Here is a 17,226-nt window from a genome sequence, read left to right as displayed (position 1 = left end):
GCGTTACAGATGCGGTGAATCGAACATCGCCGAACGGTTGCTCTTCGCGATCTGGTCTTTCATCATGCGTTGCAGCTGCGGCGAGACCCTCGCGAGAAAACGGTCGGCCGCGTCGTTACCGTTGCCTTGCTCACCCTGCAACGTCACGTGAAAGACCGGTGCGAAGGTGTTCTTCTGGTCGACCTTCATGACAGGCCTGTCGGACCCGGCCGCCTTCTCCAGTCCCTTCGCCTTGACCGCGGCGTCAACCGCAGGGTGAGCATCGCCACGTGAGAACGCCCATTTCGTGACAGCGCCCAAAACCTTCTCGCCCGCGTAGGCGCCAATCGCTCCACCAACCAGCCCGCCGATCGCGATACCGATCGGGCCAGCGGCTGCGCCGATGATTGCCCCCGTCTTCGCGCCGAGCACACCGCCCGCCAGACTGCCGGCGATACCAGCGAAACCCTTCGCCTTCTCCGCCCGGTTGCCATCGCTTGTCGCAACACCCCACACGTTCGTCGCTGCCATGCCGATCTTGAGTACCGTGCCGGCCGCCGCGAGCTTGCTTGCATAAGGCATGACGCGACCGATCAGGCCACGGGCACCACGCAGCACCCGCGCAACGCGACCGCCCTTGCCTGCGCCACGCGCCCCGCCGGCCGCTACATCACCGAGCTCGCCCGCGATCGCTCCAACCGCACCACCCACACCACCACCGGGCAGATTCACAACGAACACGCGTTGCACGCCACCCACAGCACCGCCCAGCGCCTCCGCCACGCGTGCCACCACACCGACCTTGCCGCCACCAGCAGCGGCCCGGCCAGTAGCCCCCGCGCGCCCGGCGAGGATCGAACCTCGCGCGATGTCGAGTGCCCCGCGCCCGATCTGGAAAAGCGACTTTGCGCCGCGATACGCAATAAAGCCGGCCGCGATGCCCGCAACGATCAGCGTCGCTTTCGGAGCTGCGTCGGTTACCTTCGCGAGCCCTTCACCCGTTGCCTTCGCCGCGTGTCCAACCGCATCGGTCACGGGCCGCAGCGCGTCGCCAATGCTGCGCATCGCGTCATTCCACTGCTGCCCGACTTCGCTCCAGATCTGTTTGGATGCATCGCGCCGGTCAGCAAGATCCTTCACGATCTCGCCACTGGCCTGCGCCGATTCCTTCTTTAACCGCTGGTACAGATCCGCGTTCTGCAGGTAGGCAGTGAGTGCCGCCTTGACCTGCATGTCGTTGAAGAGATCCCCGGTTTTCAGGCTGTCTTCAAACGCCGCGATCTGCGCACGACGCTTCTGCGGATCCGACTCGCCGTTTATGTTCATCGCAGCATCGGCAAGCTGTTTTGCTTTCGCGGGATCGGTGCGGTCGATGTATGCACGCGCCAGAACGAAGGAAGCCTCAAGCGTCGACCAGCCCTTGCCGATCGCTTCGCGCATTTTTGCTTCGTAGTCGACGCCAGCCTTTTTGTAGTTGTTCGCGGTTTCATTGGATCCGATCTTTGAAAACCAGTTTTTGAGGTTGTTCGCCGCTTCGTCTGCAGTGCCGGCCGTCTTCATCTGGACCTGCAGCATGGCGCCGAGCTGCGACACCGAGTCCTGCCCGGTGATGCCGATCTTCTGCATTTCGGCGAGCAGCACAGGAAACCACCGGGCCATATCTGCCGACTCGAACGAGCCCTCCTTGCCTAGAAACGCGACGGCCTCGAACGCACGGCTCATCTGAGCCGGATCCGAGATCCTCGCGTTCTGCTGCAGCGCCTGGATCATCCGGGCGGTCTCACCGGTCGTCGCTCCCTGGCCGATGGAGAACTTCGCGGCAAGGGGTGCGAAGTCGAGCGCGCGATTGACGTCCATGCCGGCGGCGACCATCTGGTTCACCGCTTCGGCCAGCTCATTGCGCCCGATTCCGTTCGCCGAGGCATCCCGCCGGATACGGCGCCCCATCGTCGCTTCCTGTTCAGTCCGCGCGATACCCGCCTTGATCGCAATGTCGCGGATGATTGCCTGATAGTCCGCCGAGATCGCGGTCGGCACGGCGACCGCTGCCGAGAACTTGACGGCATCGCCGATCGTGCCTCGAACGCCCTCCCGCCCCGCTGCGATACGTTCGTGGCCTGCGGCCTTCAGATCGAGGCCACGCGCGGTGCGCCCGAGTCGCTGATACGAACGGTCGAGCCGGTCGACCTCGATGCCGGCCTCACGCAGCGAGCGCAGGTTCGAATCGAGTTTGCGACGGATACCATCGGCCGCCGAGTCGCCGGCCTGATGGAGGCGCCGGAACTCATCCTGCAGCTTGATCGTGTCGCCGATCGTGCGCTGCCAGAGCCGCGTGTCATTCGCCGTCTTCTTCAGACCGGTGATACGTGAGCTTGTCTCGGTGATGGCCTTGCCAAACGTCGCCGATACGGCACCCGCGATGACAATCCCCAATGCGATGTCATTTGCCATCCCACACCCCTACTGGTTAATCAGTGAGCCACCAGATCACGTCATCGAGCGTGAGCCCGTCGACATCATGCGGCGACATCCGCAGTTCGTTCACCAGCCGTTTCGCCAGCTTTTTGAGCGTCGACGGGCTGATCCTTGCGAGGGGTTCGAAAGCGAAAGTAGGCATCCTGCACGCGGTTGTAGTCGCCGAGATCCATGCCCTCCAGGTCGTTCGGCGCGACCTCCGCCAGCGCTGCAAAGAGCGCGAGTTCCTGCCCCGCCGGATCTTCCGGATAAAGCTTCTGTGCAGCACGCTGGTCGCGTACCTTCGGTCGGCGCAGCGTGATGCTGTCGCGCGTCACGCCATCGAATGTCGCCGGATAGTCCAGCCTGATCGTTACGGTATCCATCGAGCACCTCAAATAGAAACGGCGGACATTGCGTGTCCGCCGTATGGGAAAAAGTTACTTTGCAGCGTAACTGGCTGCTTACATGCCGATCGCCTTGCTGATCTCTGCGAGCTGGTCCACGCCGTTGATGATGCGCACCATACCCATCGGGTCGATCTCATACACCGCAGATCCGTCGATTTCGAGCTTGTAGTACGTCAACGACACGGTGAACTTGGATTCCGACTTTTCGCCGGGCTTCCAGTCACCCGGATCGATCTCGGACAGCATGCCGCGCAGCGTGGCCGCCACCGCCTTCGTCTTGCCCTTCATGTCCTTGAACGCACCGCGAAAGACGCCGTTGAATGCCGTGGCGTCGGCAAGACCAAAGAACACCAGCACCTCGCGCGTCATCGACGCCATCGCGAACGAGGCTTCCATCGCTTCCATCCCGAGGTCCATCTTCACGGGCGCATCCATACCTCCCCCGCGATGCTCGTCGGTCTTGATCTTCAGCTTGGGCAGCGTCACGGACGTCGACAGGCCCGCGAAGCCCTTGCCGTCGACGTACAGGTTGTAATTGCTCAGTGTTTCCGGAATCACACGTCACCTCTTAAGAGTGGGTATCGAGCACTTCGGTGAGCCACTGGTTTGTGATCTCGAAGCGGAAGATGGGGTTTTCTGCCGGTGGAACGTCTGTGAACCGGATGTTCCAGTAGACCTTGCCCTGTTCGAGCTGGCTCGCCGTATTCAGTTCGGGGTCGGCATACACCTCGAAGTTGATCAAGGCGCCCTGACGCTTCAGATCGCGCATGAACGCCTGCAGTCCCTTCGACACGTCATCGACATACGTCGCCGTGATGCTCCGGTCGACAGCCCACTTATGGCCCGCGAGTACGGCATCCATCACGATGTCGAGCGTACGTACCCGCGTGACGAATGACCATTTGGGGTCGCTCGACAGCGTACGGTTGCCCCACAGGCGATAACCGCCGTCGCGGATGATGGTCGCAATCTTCGCGTTGTTCAGCAGGTTCGCGCGGCACGTCTCGTCGCCGTCGAGGAATTCGATCGGCCGCTTCGTGCCGGTGACGTCGACCAGCTCCTTGTTCGACGGCGACGCCCAGAAGCCGATCGCCGCGTCCGTCTGGCAGAAGAGACCTGCCGCATACGACGACGCCGGTGCGCCGACGTCAGCATTCGCGGTTGTATCCCACACGGTTGCACCGGGATCGACCATGTAGAGCCGCTTGCTGCCGAAGTTCGCCGCATAGGCGATTGCAGCCTCGTCGTCGGTGTTCGGGCCGTCGATGATGCCGATCGCGCGCAGCTTGCCGGCCAGCGTATCCATCGCCGTAGCAACGGCCTGTGTCGACGAGAAGCCCGGTGCCAGCAGCAGGCGCGGCTGCACGTTGTATTTCGACTTCGCATCGAGCAGCGACTGCAGGCCCGTACGGGCACCACCGGCCGTCACGCCACCGATCACCGCCGAGGTAAGCGCTGCCGCGTCGTTGCCGTCTTTCGCGCCTGCCGCTACACCCGTTGCAACGATGACAGCCCTGCTCTGTGCGTAGACCGCGCGTGCAGCCTGCGCAACTGCGCTGCGCTCGCCGAATGCTGCGACCGCCTCGCGATAGCTGGTCAGCTGGACCGGCACGTTCGGGGACGCCAGATCCGGGCCAGGGGTGTACGTATTGACCAGGCCGACAATTGAGGACGACGGCACGGCGATGGTACGTGGACCGCTGTCGACCAGCGACACGGTCACCCCATGGAAAAACGATGCTGCACCCATTCAATCCCTCCAGAAAAAGAAAAACCGCCGCAGGTTCTGGCTGCGGCGGTCATTGGTGTTGACGTAGAGGCTGGTCAGGCGGCCGGCGATTCCGTCGCCGGCTGTTCAGTTTCCGGCTCGGGCGGTGGCACCGGTGGCGCCACCGGGTTTGCCACATACGGCGTCGGCTCGTCGGGCCAGATGGGCGCATCCGGAAACGCGTCGCTGTTGATCACGCGCACAAGGTCCATCTGGTACGTCGACCACGCCTTGAAGTAGTAGATCTGTTCATCGTCGAGGAGACCCGCCGCATAGGCATCGGCGCGGCCCGTGTTCTTCGCACGCGCGATCCCGAGGCGCCGCTCAAATTCGGCCATGCCTGCTGCGTGCTTTTCCGCCGCGACGGCAGCCGGATCCAGCACCCAGCCCCGCTCACTCCAGATGTGTCTGTCAGACGGGCGCGGAACATCCGTGAGTCCGCCCTCGTCGGGCGTGATACCCGCCATCAGGATTTCCGCCGTTGTACCGGCATCACTACCCGTGCGCCGGTACAGCATGCGTCCGCGCCAGTCAGGCAACAGCCCCCACACGCCGTCGCGGTAAAACGGCCAGGTCAATGAGAGACGTTCGGGCAGCGGGTCCGCAGTTGCGAACGCCGGCACAAGCCAGCGGCCGGGATTGCGTGGATCTTCGTCCGCGAGCCGGCTCGCGATGTACTGGCCGGTCTGGTTGTCGTACTGGTGAATCAGCATGGTGTGTCCTGTCAGAAAGCGCGGATCATGGCGAGTAGCGCAACGGAACGAACGCGCGTCTCGGCTCCGCCATCCGCATTGATACGGATCGTGTGACTGTGATTGCCGGCACCGCCGATGCCGACGTTGTGGCCGTGGTTCCCTGCACCTTCCGTGTCAAAACTGTGGGCGTGACTACCGCTTGGGCTCGTGTACGGCCAGTTGTTATCACCGTCGAGCCCCCCTTTGGATCCCTGCTGACCGCCGGCATAGACGCCCCAGGGGAAGCCCACGTTCTCGCCGTAGGGGACGACGTGCTGGTGATCGCCCACGCCTGCGGTGTTGCCGTGGTGGCCGTGCCAGCCCTGGGCGTCGGTCCAGGCGCCGTGTGCGTGATCGCCAACCGCATCGGCCGACGCGCCATGCACGTGCGCGCGATTCTGGCTGTCCTGCCATGTGCCAATACCGCGCCCCGGATCCACGCCACGCCCATCGTCGAGGCACCGCAGAAACTCGCCGCGCAGCTCGGGAAGACGGAACGTCGCGGCGCCATCGCCCGACGAGAAGCAACCAAAGTTATTTGCCCCCCACGCCGCATCCGCGACGAGCGCACCGCTCGCCTGTGCGTAGGCCCACAGGGCTGGGTAGTCGACCCGATTCACCACCGCGCCGTTAGCCTTGAGAAAACCCGCGCGCGCGGTCGTACGCGGTTCCATGACGATCTGGCCGATCGAGGCCGATGCGATTGACGACGTCACCCATGCAGTAGTCGCAAGCAGTATCGAGCTGTCACCGGCCGGCGGTGTCGGACCAGTCACGGGCTTATGGAACGTGGTCGCACTCGGCGAGAACGTCACGGTCGGCACGGCGTTGCACGCAATGGCAAACGAGCCATCGATGACGTGGTAGAAGCCGGTATCCGGCGCACCATCGTTGACGAACGTGAGCGACGGATAGGCGGCGCTCCCTTCGTCGAGATACAGCCGCTTGCCTGCTGCAAATGTGACGTCCCCTCCGATCGTGCCACCCGTTCCCTTGTCGAGCGGGTTCAGATTGCCGCCATGCCAGACTGGCTGGTTACCGACAAAGAGGTTCTTCTTCGCGAAGTCAAACTGGAACTGGCCCAGCGTAGGCGAGTACCAGCCGGCCTGCCGCGCGTTCGCAAAGAAGTAGCCGTCGTTCTGGCCGGCGTAGATCTGCGCCTCGCCGCTGCGGCGCACAGACAGATTGCCATCGATCCGGACGCTGCCACCCGCCTGCAGCACGCTCGAACCATCGTCGTCGGTCGTGCCGACAAGCACGCGGCCACTCGGCAAGATGCGGGCCGCCTCCCGGTTGCCCGCGACGAGCCCGGTCATTCCCTCGACGCCAGACGAGCCCAGCCATGCGTTCCCGTCGCTGTAGTAATAGGCCGTCGTCGCATCGCTGGAAATATTCGCGCGTCGCGTGCCAGCACCGAGACTCGTATTCTTTGCACTGATCGGACCGGCGAAATCGGCACCGCTAAGCGCTGCATATCGCTTCGCGGCCGTCCTCGGTGTGACGGCACGGGTGTCGTCAGTGCCGGCATCCGTTTCGGACTGCGTCGCCAGCTCGATCACGCCTTGTCGCTCGGTCGTGGCCGGCGGGTTCGTGAAAGACGCATCACCGAACACGAGCTGTGCCGCGTCGATCGTGGCGAACAACAGATCGGCCGAGAGTAGAAGCAGCGCCTGGGGCGACTTCTCCATGATGGGCGCAGGCTGGCTGTAGACCGCAAAGAGCACATCGTTTTCGAGGTACAGGCCAAAACCATAGAGCGTGTACTGGTCAGCCGTGTCGTCCCTGAGCGTGACGTGGATCGTGTCCGGTGCGACGTTCTCGCCTGCAAACGTCGAGATGCGCTTGAGTTCGCCGGGCAGCTTCGTCAGCCCCCCGACTGCCGCGAACGCAACGTTGGACAGGCCGATCTTCGCAACCGTGTGCGCATTCGTACCCGCGTTACCCGGTGCGACGAGAGCAGCACGGCCCGCGTCCGTGATGGTGATGAGAGTTCCAGCCATATGTCAGATATCCGTGAATCTGTCCGTCAATTCAGTCTGTCAGCGAGAGGCGCCGGTACAGGGCCGGCCGTACGGCTGCAGCAACGCGTTGCGTCCCCTGCATCGACAGGCCCTGCGTGAACGTGTAGTGCGCACTCGCGCGTTTGACGCGGTCGATCTCGGCGATGATGTCGGCCACGTAGGCGGCCGTCGCAGGGGTGCCATCCCGGCTGCTGACCGTCATGACAATTTCGAATGTGCCCCGAACGCCCGGTGGCTCCAGTTCGAACCATTCGCGCATCGCAATGTTCGCGCCAAAGGTGGCGACCACATCGCGCACCGCCGCAGCTGTGCCCCGCTTCCGCGCAATCGGGATCGCCGCCTTGACACGTGCACGCTTGACCTGTTCAGGCCAGTAGTCCTTCCATGTGTCGACACCGAGGTGCCACGCCAGCCACGGCAGCAGTGCGAGCGGAATCGTGTCCGGATTCATCAGATCGGCAAGCGGCACAGGAATGTCGAAGGTTCGCGCAGTGGTCGCCGCGATACTGCGCTCCAGAGGTGTCGAATTCACCGGCAACAGACCCGGCATCCGCACAGCAGCCTCAGGCACTTCCGTCATATACGCCCCCGTCGATCAGTTCGATGCCGGTGCAGAACGTCGCCTGCTGCTTCGTGACCTTGATGCCGTCAATGGGCGACTCCAGAATGACCTTCTGCACACCAGGGACACGGATCGCAGCATGTAGACCGTCGGTCGTCACCTCCATATCGAGCCGGTGCATGTCGTCGGCATACTGTTGCGTGTGCTTCTTCGACTCGGCAAGCACGACCGACCGGTCAGGCCCGGCGAAGAATTTAAGCGTTGCGCGGATCTGGTACCGGATGACCTCCGCACTGCGTACCGTGACCTTTTCTGAAAGCGGCCGCACGTCATCGGCCCTCAGCGCCTTCGACACGATGCCGACCAGCTCGTCGCTCGCAGTGCCGTCGCCTTCACGCGACAGGATCGTGACGACGATCTCGCACGGGAGCGGGCTGATTACCGAAACAGACAGCACACGGCCGTCCGAATTTAATGCATGCGACCGGTAGGCTCCCTCCGGACCCGCTACCGAGTAGCCTTGGGGAGCCAGTTGCGTGCGCGAGCGCAGATCGTCGTCTTTTTCCCGGATCTCCGGCTTGTCTCCTTGCCCGTTACTGTCCAGGTCGACCGGCGTGAAAGCGAGCCGCCTGATACCGAACAGCGCAGCGAGGTGTTCGAGCGTCGTGCCTGTCGCGAATGCGAGCATCACCGAACGCGCAGCGTCGTTCACTCGCGCCCTGAAACGTACTTCACGATAAGCGGCCAGCTCCATCAGCTTGACTACAGGATCGGATTCCAGCGCAGCGGTCCAGTGCGGATAGCTGCCCCTGTAGTCTTCGACCAGTTCCTGATAGATGTCCTCGAAGTCAAGTGCTTCAACGACGTCCGGTGGTTCGATCGCAGTCAGATCAATTGTTGTCATGCAGTTACCTCGAACAGGAGGTCTTCACCCAAATAAGCGCCCTGAATCCTGAACGTCACGCGCCCGTCGAGAACCGACAGCACCGTGACGCGCGAGAGGGTGATACGGGGCTCCCATCGACTAATCGCCCGCGCGGCTTCAGCCTGTACGCTTGAGATCCATCCGCGTGTAACAGGCAGATCGACCATCCGGGGGATGTCGGACCCGTATTCGGGCCGTTCGCGACGTGTGCCCTTGCGAGTTGAGAGAATGTCGCCGATGCTCTGCTTCAGGTGAGCGATTCCCGTAATGGGTCTGCCGGTGTGCCGGTCCATTCCGGTTAGCGCTTCCATGTTCAGGCACTCCCATCGACACGCTCGAAGTCAGCATGCCGGTCGAGGAACGTGACGTGTCCCGGATCGGACACAGTGACCAGGCTCTTCTCGACCATTGCGGTGTCGCCATCGGGAAACACAACCGTACGCGAGCGGAACGCCTTGTCGCGAAACGAAGCCACGGTGGCCTGCGGGAAGGCAATGACTTCCTTGGCTTGCAGCATATCGATGCCCCAGAATAAAAAGGCCCCGCACGGATGCGAGGCCAAAGTTGTTTTGCCGGATTGAATCAGCGCCTGACAATTACCCGAGTCAAGCAGCCCTGAACTGAAACTTACTCATAAGTCAGAAAATCGCGAATCCGTGGAATAGCTTCGGCAAGGATGTTTGTGTCAAGGCTGCAAGTTGCGTCCGCAACCAACGTGGCATCTGCGTTGCTGAACAAGGCCCTCATCAGCGCCTTATCAAAACTGAACAACTGTTCTATCGAGAGAAACGAGGTGCTGCAACCAGAATAATCCCGAGAATCATCAAGACACAACCTATGACGAGCACGTTCTGTATGGAATTTTCGGTGTAGATTGCATAGCTCTCATACGGAGTCAATGGGTCGTAGTGTATGGTGACCGACGCGCCCTTCGATAGCTGACTGCTCCATTCAACCATCTGTTGACTGGGGCCGTCAGGGTAGTCACTTATCTTGTCCACGTGATTTGTGGACGTAGCCTGTGTGCCTATGTAGTTTTGTCCGGCTACCTGATACCTATATTCCGTAGTCAATGCCCAGACTTTTACATCACGGTAATACGTGTCGTCTCGTGCTGTTCGGCCTACCGTCGGGGTTTCGAGGTAAGCGCGCGTTGTTCGAATAAACTTTGGAGCCTCGACGATCAGGCCTGATGCAGACGGCCATGTTTTCTTTGCCACTTCTTCACGGTGCAACCCTATGGGCATCGCAAAACAAAACAGCGATGCCAGGATAAGCGTGTATCCATACATAGGTAGTTTGTTCAAGCGATGCACCTGTTGGCTTTTATCAAATGACGTAAGCTCGCCCAGCTCTGCGGATGAGTTTATAAGGCACAGCGGGCGACGCCTGACGATCTTACGCCAATTGTCCATAAAGAGAGACTGTGCTCCAGCGCGGAACCGCGCATGCGTCAAGATTAAACCGACTGCGCTAACCCTCACAACGGCTCGCTGGTCGGCGCACCGTCGCCCTGTTCCCGATGGGTGTGATGTGGCAGCGATTTGCCCTTCGAGGTCACATTGCCGGTGAAGTCGGCGTCACCTTCAATCGTCGACGCCGGCCCACCAGCGGCGTTCTTACCCGTGATGCCACCAAGGAACGAAAGTCGCTTCACCGTGGTGCTGTTGCCGGTGAACGTAGAGTCAGGCGCATCGACCAGCAGTTTCGGTGTGGTCTGCGTGATGCCGGCCGTCGTCAGCTCCATCTGCGTGCCGCCGATGCGGAACACGATGCGCCCGCCGGCCGGCACCGAAAACACATACTCGTGCGCGTCGTGGTCATAGTGCTCGTGCGCTCCATCCGGGTAGTCGGTCGCCGTGATGTTCGCCGCGCTACCGTTGGCGTCACCGTGCGTGCTGGTATAGAAGCCGGCCAGCACAAACGCGCCCGCGAGCGTGCCGGATGGTGCAAGGATGATTGCCTGCTCTCCGACCGATGGCGGGCACCATGTACGCACCCGCCCGGCCGCGAACGTCTTCCACGGCAGCAACGCGCTCACCCACTCACCATTGCGAACCCTGCAGCGCGGCGGATCGTACTGGACGCTATCGACGACGCCGGCCTGCACAATGCTCGCGATCAGCCGGTCAATCTCGCCGATGTCGTAGTCGCTCATGCGGGTTCCTGCGCCCGGCCCGCGTTCCAGTAGGCGGTCTCATGCCCCTGCCCCGTCTGCGGGTCGACACCCCATACCACCACCGAACCGCCAGGCGGAAACGGCGGCATCACATCACCAAGATCAAACTCATGTGTCCACTCGACCAGCCAGACGAGATATACATCGAGCTCCGGCCGGAACGGATCCTCCGCGATCTGCACCAGCTTCGCAGGCGTCACCGGCACCTCCCACGTCTCGCCGTGAATCGCTTGTGCAACACGTGCACCCAGCTCACGCACGCCGAGGTCCGCACCATCGACAAGCGGATCGACGATCGCACGTGCCTGAAAGCGGCCGATCAGCGATGTCTGGCCTGTGCCGGGATCGTGGCCTGGCTCCATCTCGGACAGTTCTATCACCACGCACGGCGTCGGGATCTTCCTGCCGAGCTTCGGATACGCGTCGATGCACTCCATGCCGGCAATCTTCGCGCGCAGTCCGCTCACGATCGCATCGTGAAGCATTTTCAGGTTATCGAGCATGCTTCGCTTTTCCCATGGCCTTCTGCATTTCGTAGTTCACTTCCTGTTTCAGGATCGTCATCAGCCGCGCCTCACACATCTGTGCCGCACGACGAAACGCCGGGTCACCCGACTTCGACCAGTCGACTGTCACCACCTCGAACGGCGTGCGGGCCTTTCCAGTTCGCCGGTAGATCGGCCCGTCCGGCTTCGCCTTCGTCTGCCGCCACGCGCCCTCGAACGTGTTCCGCCCGGCCCGCATGCCCTTCCGGGTGCCCGTCACCGTGCCGAGACGGTGAGCTTCTACGGGATTCAGGCCGAGCCAGACTTTCCCCGTGTCCGCCGAACGCAGGAAGAAATACGTCCGGCTCCTGATGACCTTCTGCGGAATCTTCGTTGCAGCCGATACTTCCTTGCCCGTCCGGCTCTTGATCCACGCTGCTGTCTTGCGTAGTGTTCGCCGCCACGCAGCCTGCATGGCGGCAGACGACAGCCCGGCAAGGGCTGCTGTGACACCTCTGACGTCGACCTCGACCGTGAGTCTGTCCATCGTCACTCCCTGAGTAACAGCACCGTCCATCCGGTGCCATCCGGCTGCAGCTCAAACACGCGGTATCGACTGCCACCAGCATCGACGATGCTGCCCACACGTATACCGGTCGCGTCGGTATCCCGCACACTCACCTGCGGGTGCTCCAACTGCGTTCGCTGGTGCCCGAGATCAGGACCTAGCCAGGGCGCGGCAAACATGCCCGGCACTGGCTCCCCGTCGATCCTGATGTCGTCATCCGCCAGATCCCGGACCACTGCAGCGTCGAGATCCGCGACGAGATCGCGGAATGCCATCGCGGCCTCCTTATGCCTTCAGCCTGATGACGGCCTTCGGTCGCGTGCACAGGTGGATCGGGTTCGACTGCGCCTCGATCTCGACACCCTTGTTGAACGGCATGATTTCCTGCTTCGCGTAGTACGGCAGGCCCGTCGTATTGACCGCTTCCATATAGTCACCAGGCGCGAAACGCGAGATGAACAGATCGGGCACGCCTTCCGGCACCGCGTACGCCTCATCGTCGCCGATGAAGCCCACACCACCGACCCGGCCCCGGTAGCGCTCAAACACCAGAGCATCGAGTTCCAGCGAGCCACGCGGATCACCCCGCAGCGCTGCCGCCATGGTCGTGTTCAGGAATGTTTCCTTGACAGTCGGCAGCACCAGCAGCTTGCGCCAGAAATTGCGACCGCACACGACACGCACGCCGGAGAACGGCGTGCTGCCGAGCGCATCCTCCACGGCTTCGAGCACGTCCTGATTCCTGTTGCGGATCTCGGTTTTCGGATCATCGAGCCCGTACGCGACCACCTGCTGTTTGATGCCGAAACGGTCCATCAGGTCGACCACTACCGATGCACCATCCGCATCGAGAATCTTCCCCTTGATCGCACCGATGCGATGAAACTCATGCGTCGCATCAAGCTGCAGGCGCATCTTCGCGAGACGCCGGTTGACCACCGTCTGCAGCGCTTCGAGCTCGGTCTCCTGCCCGAACGCACGCAGGTTCTGAATCTCGTCGGCAAGGATCGCGGCACGCTGCGGCAGGTGCACCGTGTTGAACGGAATAAGGTTGCGCCTGCTGCCCGTGACAACCGCGGCGGGCGAGCCTCGTGAACTGGACGCGACGAGCGCGAGCGTGTCACCGTCGCGCTCGATCTGGATGGTGGTGTGCGTGATCCCCTCTTCACCGAATATGCCCAGTTCGGAAATACGGCCCGGCACAAAGGGCTGTTCGTTGATTGCAGCGGTAAGTGACGAGAGCGTGAATGCGTCGTCGTTGAAGATGGCAATGTCGGCCACGTGGCCTCCCGGTAAATGAGCAGCAGGTAAACGGAAATGGGCCGCGCGAGATATCCGTAAAAGGATGCGCGGCCCGTGCAGGGTTCATTACGAAGTGCGATACGAGATTCGATACGCGGAATTCAGCGCACGATGATCATGTGTGTAGCCAGATCCGAGCGACCAGCCGCATCAAGGTCCGTGAGCAGCGATGCGCTCACTTCGGCAAGCCGGACAATCACGGTGGCCCAGCGCGGCTCACTGTCTGCCGGCAGGGGCGCATAAAGAATCGCGGCTGCAGCTTCCGAGCCGTCGTTCGCGGTGTTGCTGTACGGGGCATATTGGCCCGTCCCGGTCACACCCAGTACCTGACCGGACGGCAGCGCCGGCCCCTCCTTCACCACGATCCGCTCGCGCGAGATCTGGCCATTGCCTTCGGAGAGAAGAAATTCAGCGGGCAGCGAACCCTGTGTCCTGATGTTTGACATGTTGCATCCTCAACTTACGGGTTAAATGGGGTATCTGTATTCCGAGATTGATCTGTCGTCATCCGCGTGAAGGTAGCGGCAAGATACGAGGGGCCGTCGACATGCCGTAGAAAGCCGACACACAAGGTTCGACTAATTCATCAGGACGGACGACAATCACGGCTCCAGCACATCGCGCTGTTTCTAACCCGCAGATCTCGATAACAGGAGTTTGTCTATATGCGACTCGTGGTTCTCTGCATAAACTGGTTGATAACAGGCGCCGTGGTGATTGGAATGGCTAATTCTGCGTTTCGATATCACGAAGTGGCTTTCCACCATTTACAGACGATCGTGCCGTTTGTGCTGGCCATCTGTGCCTTTCGCAAAGGGTCGCCTCGCTGGCTGAAACTTGTTGCATTTGGTGTAAATGCGCTGAATGCCCTGACCGGCGTGATGGGGGTTGTCGGACTGGTGGTAACCTTCCACGCCCTCTCGATCGCAGAGGTCGGTGCCCTGATTACGCTACCGTGTATCGCTAACGCCTATCTGCTACGGCCGTGGATGAACTCCACCAGCGATCGACTGATCAGTTAAAAGTTACTTTGCGCAGTAACGGGCAGCGTAGATCATCGATGCCTTTGGTCCCGCGACCGGTACAGGGAGGCGGTCTTGTGGTTCCGGTTTCGCCCGGCTGTTGACGATCAGAGCCTTCGCGGTCAACCGCTCGAACAGTCGGGCGCGTACCTGATCCGGCGTCAGACCATCCGCGACAAACTGCGTCGTCAGTTCAGGAAGCTTCGCCGCGATACAGATTCCCGCGATATCACCCGCGTTTCCGATCGCTGCGTCGACCGTTGCACGATCCCTGAGACCGGTCGCCGTCACGATGCTTTCCGCGCAATGAGCCAGCCTCGCCTCACGGCAGGCATTGAAAACGTGCGCCGCCAATGCACCGACATCGGGCGCGGTCTGGACCGGTTCCGGATCGGGCTGCGGTGCAGCTGCGGCTGCAGGCAATTCGGGCGGTTCAGGCGACACAGTTGTCGGCGTGCCCTCCGTCACATCACCCTCTTCGACCAGCGCCCGGATACCGTCAGGCAGCGCCGAGAATCGCGCAAGTAATTGTGTCGAGTTCGCTGATGCCGACAGTTTCACCGGCGCTCCGATGGCATCACAGAAACCCCTTTCCTTCGCCTGCGCTGCCGTCAGCCAGGTTTCCGCGTCCATCATCGCCCTGATCTCGTCGACAGACTGGCCGCTCTTCGCTGCATAGGCAGCAACGATGCCGTCGCCCGCACTGTCGAGCAGATCGGCCACCCGTCGCAGATCCTTCGCTTCACCCGCCGTCACCGTGTGGGCGTTATGGATCATGAGCATCGCGTTCTCCGGCATCTCGATCTCGTCGCCTGCCATCGCAATGAGCGACGCTGCCGACGCCGCGATGCCATCGACCCGGACCTTTACCTTGCCAGCATGTCGACGCAGCGCGTTATAGATCGCGAAAGCGTCGAATACGTCGCCGCCCATCGAGTTGATCGCGACGACGATCGTCAAGGCGTTCGCCGCCGCTGCGTCGAGTTGCGTCACGAACGTCTGTGCATCCGTTCCCCAGAAGCCGATGTCGCTATAGATCCGGATCTCGACTTCATCCTGTCCCCCTTGCGCGTTCGCCAGCGCCCGGATGTCCCACCATTTACGGTTTTTCTGCATGCTTACTCCCCATTCAATGCACTGTCCGGCGTCGAGCCGTCCGGTGCGTGCGTGTCGTACGACAGACCGAGTCGCTGCGCACGCGCGAGATCGGCCGCGTTCTCGTCATCGACCTGTTCCGGGTCTTCGCCTTTACCCAGGATCGCGGCCGTCCGGCTCGTCAGGCCCGCGCGGATCTCCTGCTGTTTCGCGGCGACGTCCTGCACCGGGTGGATATACGGCCAGCCCTGCGGCACCCAGCGCACCCGCAGATACTCGCGACGCGTGCGGTGAAAGCCCGGCATCGCCATCGCTCCCGATAGCTGGCACGCATCGACCCACCACGCCCACACCGTGCGGCAGAACTGGTGAATGAATACATTCCACTGAAACTGTTCGATCGAACGACGAAACTCGTTCAGCAGCACGCGCAGCACCCGGTCGCTCACATCGCGCAGATCGCCTGTCAGCACTTCGTACGGCATGCCGACCGATGCCGCTGCCGCCATCAACTGCTGACGCATGAACGGCGCGTAATCAGTCCCGGCTCCCGGTGGCGACGCGAACCGCACGTCCTCGCCCGGCGCCAGTTCCTGCATGCCGCCCGGCTCCAGCGACACGACCGGCGAAAACCCGTCCGCATCGAACGCGAGCGGCGCACCGCTGAGTGGATCCCCATCGGTCCGACTTCCACGTGCGGCTTCACAATGAAGCCCGCAAACAGGTTGCTGACTTCCTGCCGGTACAGCACCGCATCATCGAAGTTGTCGAGCGAGTGCAGGCGAAGCAGCACGGTCGACAGTTCCGGCACGCCGCGCACCTGCCCCGGCCGCAGCACGTGGAACACGTGCGCGACCTCGGACGCCGGTACGCGCACCGTCTGCATGTTCCCTTTCATCGCCCGGTTGTACTCGCCGGGATGACGGGCAAGCAGGTGATAGGCGACACGCTGGCCGTCCGCATCAAACTCGACGCCATTGACGATCTCGCCACCGTTCACCAGTTGATCGTTCCGCTCGACCGGCAACAGGTCGCCTTCGAGCAGCTGGATCTGCAACGGCACGGCAAGCCCCGAGTGGGGATTGCGCAGACGCCGACGTACCAGCACCTCACCGTCGCTGAAAAACGCGCGCGCAGCGAGTGTCTGCAGGCCGTACTGGTCCAGCAGGCCATCGGCATCGAGTTCCGTGCCGCTGTCCTCCCAAAGTTGCTTTTGCTGCTGCCGGATCGCTGCGTCCGGATGCTGCGGATGCGCCTGTATGCCCGTGCCGATCGTGTTCGACACCAGCCGGGCAATCGCCGTCTTCGCCCACGGATCATTGCGGATCGCATCGCGTGCGCGGTGGCGCATCAGCGGCAGGTTCTGCACCGCCGATGCGTTCGGCCCGGCGCTCGATGCCTTCCACGATTTCGCCCGCGCGCCCTGCGAACTCGCGGACTCGTAGGCAGATGCTTTCAGCCGCGTCGGCACGACAAAGCCGCGCCGGGAGAGCGAGGGATATGTACCGCTCATCGCATCCCCTTGCCACCGTGCCGAAGCCGGATCATGCGTGAACGTCCGCTTGCACCGTCGAGCGCGCGAACAATCTCGCTCTGCGCATCACGCAGTTCGCCAATGGACCGGTAACGCACCTTGCGATCGGCGTACTGGACTTCCAGTTCGCCCTTCGCGATCGCCGCCTGGATGCGCTCAAGATCCGCCAGTGTGTAAGCCATCGTGCT

The 17,226-nt window shown here is 62.1% G+C and carries 20 protein-coding genes and 1 pseudogene; 1 reads left to right on the top strand and 20 read right to left on the bottom strand.

From position 1 onward, the window contains the following. Positions 1 to 3 precede the first annotated feature (3 nt). The 17 genes from FNZ07_RS21010 to FNZ07_RS20930 form a co-directional block, all read right to left on the bottom strand. Positions 4 to 2,430, bottom strand: coding sequence for a phage tail tape measure protein (locus tag FNZ07_RS21010; protein WP_091018745.1), 2,427 nt, complete (start codon positions 2,428 to 2,430; stop codon positions 4 to 6). A gap of 65 nt (positions 2,431 to 2,495) precedes the next feature. After that, positions 2,496 to 2,819, bottom strand: coding sequence for a phage tail assembly protein (locus tag FNZ07_RS21005; RefSeq protein ID WP_091018747.1), 324 nt, complete (start codon positions 2,817 to 2,819; stop codon positions 2,496 to 2,498). Between the two features lie 78 nt (positions 2,820 to 2,897). Next, positions 2,898 to 3,401 (bottom strand): phage major tail tube protein, encoded by a 504-nt coding sequence (locus tag FNZ07_RS21000; protein WP_091018749.1) that lies wholly within the window; start codon positions 3,399 to 3,401, stop codon positions 2,898 to 2,900. A 10-nt stretch (positions 3,402 to 3,411) separates the two neighbouring features. Then, positions 3,412 to 4,593, bottom strand: a complete 1,182-nt coding sequence (locus FNZ07_RS20995) for a phage tail sheath subtilisin-like domain-containing protein (RefSeq protein ID WP_091018751.1) — start codon at positions 4,591 to 4,593, stop codon at positions 3,412 to 3,414. Between the two features lie 74 nt (positions 4,594 to 4,667). Beyond that, positions 4,668 to 5,324, bottom strand: coding sequence for a tail fiber assembly protein (locus FNZ07_RS20990; RefSeq protein WP_091018754.1), 657 nt, complete (start codon positions 5,322 to 5,324; stop codon positions 4,668 to 4,670). A gap of 11 nt (positions 5,325 to 5,335) precedes the next feature. Then, positions 5,336 to 7,345: a phage tail protein gene (locus tag FNZ07_RS20985; RefSeq protein ID WP_091018756.1), complete on the bottom strand. Its 2,010-nt coding sequence runs from the start codon at positions 7,343 to 7,345 to the stop codon at positions 5,336 to 5,338. A 31-nt stretch (positions 7,346 to 7,376) separates the two neighbouring features. Continuing rightward, positions 7,377 to 7,916, bottom strand: a complete 540-nt coding sequence (locus tag FNZ07_RS20980; protein WP_091019163.1) for a phage tail protein I — start codon at positions 7,914 to 7,916, stop codon at positions 7,377 to 7,379. 13 nt (positions 7,917 to 7,929) lie between these two features. After that, positions 7,930 to 8,832, bottom strand: a complete 903-nt coding sequence (locus tag FNZ07_RS20975) for a baseplate assembly protein (protein WP_091018758.1) — start codon at positions 8,830 to 8,832, stop codon at positions 7,930 to 7,932. After that, a complete protein-coding gene (locus FNZ07_RS20970) occupies positions 8,829 to 9,164 on the bottom strand; it encodes a GPW/gp25 family protein (protein ID WP_091018760.1) in 336 nt (111 codons plus the stop codon). The genes FNZ07_RS20975 and FNZ07_RS20970 overlap by 4 nt, the downstream gene beginning before the upstream one ends. A 2-nt stretch (positions 9,165 to 9,166) precedes the next feature. Beyond that, entirely contained in the window at positions 9,167 to 9,370 is a 204-nt protein-coding gene (locus FNZ07_RS20965; protein WP_091018762.1) for a hypothetical protein, read from the bottom strand. Between the two features lie 259 nt (positions 9,371 to 9,629). After that, positions 9,630 to 10,100, bottom strand: a complete 471-nt coding sequence (locus FNZ07_RS34555) for a DUF3592 domain-containing protein (RefSeq protein ID WP_409373402.1) — start codon at positions 10,098 to 10,100, stop codon at positions 9,630 to 9,632. Positions 10,101 to 10,333: 233 nt separating this feature from the next. After that, the gene (locus FNZ07_RS20955; protein ID WP_091018766.1) at positions 10,334 to 11,011 is read right to left on the bottom strand and encodes a phage baseplate assembly protein V; all 678 of its coding nucleotides are present in this window, start codon (positions 11,009 to 11,011) and stop codon (positions 10,334 to 10,336) included. Then, entirely contained in the window at positions 11,008 to 11,535 is a 528-nt protein-coding gene (locus FNZ07_RS20950) for a hypothetical protein (RefSeq protein WP_091018767.1), read from the bottom strand. Before FNZ07_RS20950 ends, FNZ07_RS20955 begins: the two co-directional genes overlap by 4 nt. After that, complete coding sequence (locus FNZ07_RS20945) at positions 11,525 to 12,064, bottom strand: phage tail protein (RefSeq protein WP_091018769.1); 540 nt, start codon at positions 12,062 to 12,064, stop codon at positions 11,525 to 11,527. The genes FNZ07_RS20950 and FNZ07_RS20945 overlap by 11 nt, the downstream gene beginning before the upstream one ends. A gap of 2 nt (positions 12,065 to 12,066) precedes the next feature. Continuing rightward, entirely contained in the window at positions 12,067 to 12,360 is a 294-nt protein-coding gene (locus tag FNZ07_RS20940) for a head-tail joining protein (RefSeq protein WP_091018772.1), read from the bottom strand. Between the two features lie 10 nt (positions 12,361 to 12,370). Continuing rightward, positions 12,371 to 13,366 carry a major capsid protein gene (locus FNZ07_RS20935; protein WP_091018774.1) on the bottom strand — a complete coding sequence of 332 codons (996 nt, stop codon included), beginning with the start codon at positions 13,364 to 13,366 and terminating at the stop codon, positions 12,371 to 12,373. Between the two features lie 122 nt (positions 13,367 to 13,488). After that, complete coding sequence (locus FNZ07_RS20930; protein WP_091018776.1) at positions 13,489 to 13,833, bottom strand: head decoration protein; 345 nt, start codon at positions 13,831 to 13,833, stop codon at positions 13,489 to 13,491. A gap of 219 nt (positions 13,834 to 14,052) precedes the next feature. On the opposite strand from FNZ07_RS20930, the gene FNZ07_RS20925 reads away from it, so the two are divergent. Further along, entirely contained in the window at positions 14,053 to 14,409 is a 357-nt protein-coding gene (locus tag FNZ07_RS20925; RefSeq protein ID WP_091018779.1) for a hypothetical protein, read from the top strand. Between the two features lie 3 nt (positions 14,410 to 14,412). Here the strand turns inward: FNZ07_RS20925 and FNZ07_RS20920 are convergent, their stop codons facing one another. The 3 genes and pseudogenes from FNZ07_RS20920 to FNZ07_RS20910 form a co-directional block, all read right to left on the bottom strand. Then, the gene (locus FNZ07_RS20920; protein ID WP_091018781.1) at positions 14,413 to 15,525 is read right to left on the bottom strand and encodes a head maturation protease, ClpP-related; all 1,113 of its coding nucleotides are present in this window, start codon (positions 15,523 to 15,525) and stop codon (positions 14,413 to 14,415) included. A gap of 2 nt (positions 15,526 to 15,527) precedes the next feature. After that, a pseudogene (locus FNZ07_RS20915) lies at positions 15,528 to 17,017 on the bottom strand (phage portal protein). After that, the gene (locus FNZ07_RS20910; RefSeq protein ID WP_091018786.1) at positions 17,014 to 17,220 is read right to left on the bottom strand and encodes a phage head-tail joining protein; all 207 of its coding nucleotides are present in this window, start codon (positions 17,218 to 17,220) and stop codon (positions 17,014 to 17,016) included. Before FNZ07_RS20910 ends, FNZ07_RS20915 begins: the two are co-directional and overlap by 4 nt. Positions 17,221 to 17,226 lie beyond the last annotated feature (6 nt).

It is taken from the genome of Paraburkholderia megapolitana (assembly GCF_007556815.1).
Lineage (GTDB): Bacteria > Pseudomonadota > Gammaproteobacteria > Burkholderiales > Burkholderiaceae > Paraburkholderia > Paraburkholderia megapolitana.
This window is presented reverse-complemented; position numbering and strand designations above follow the sequence as displayed.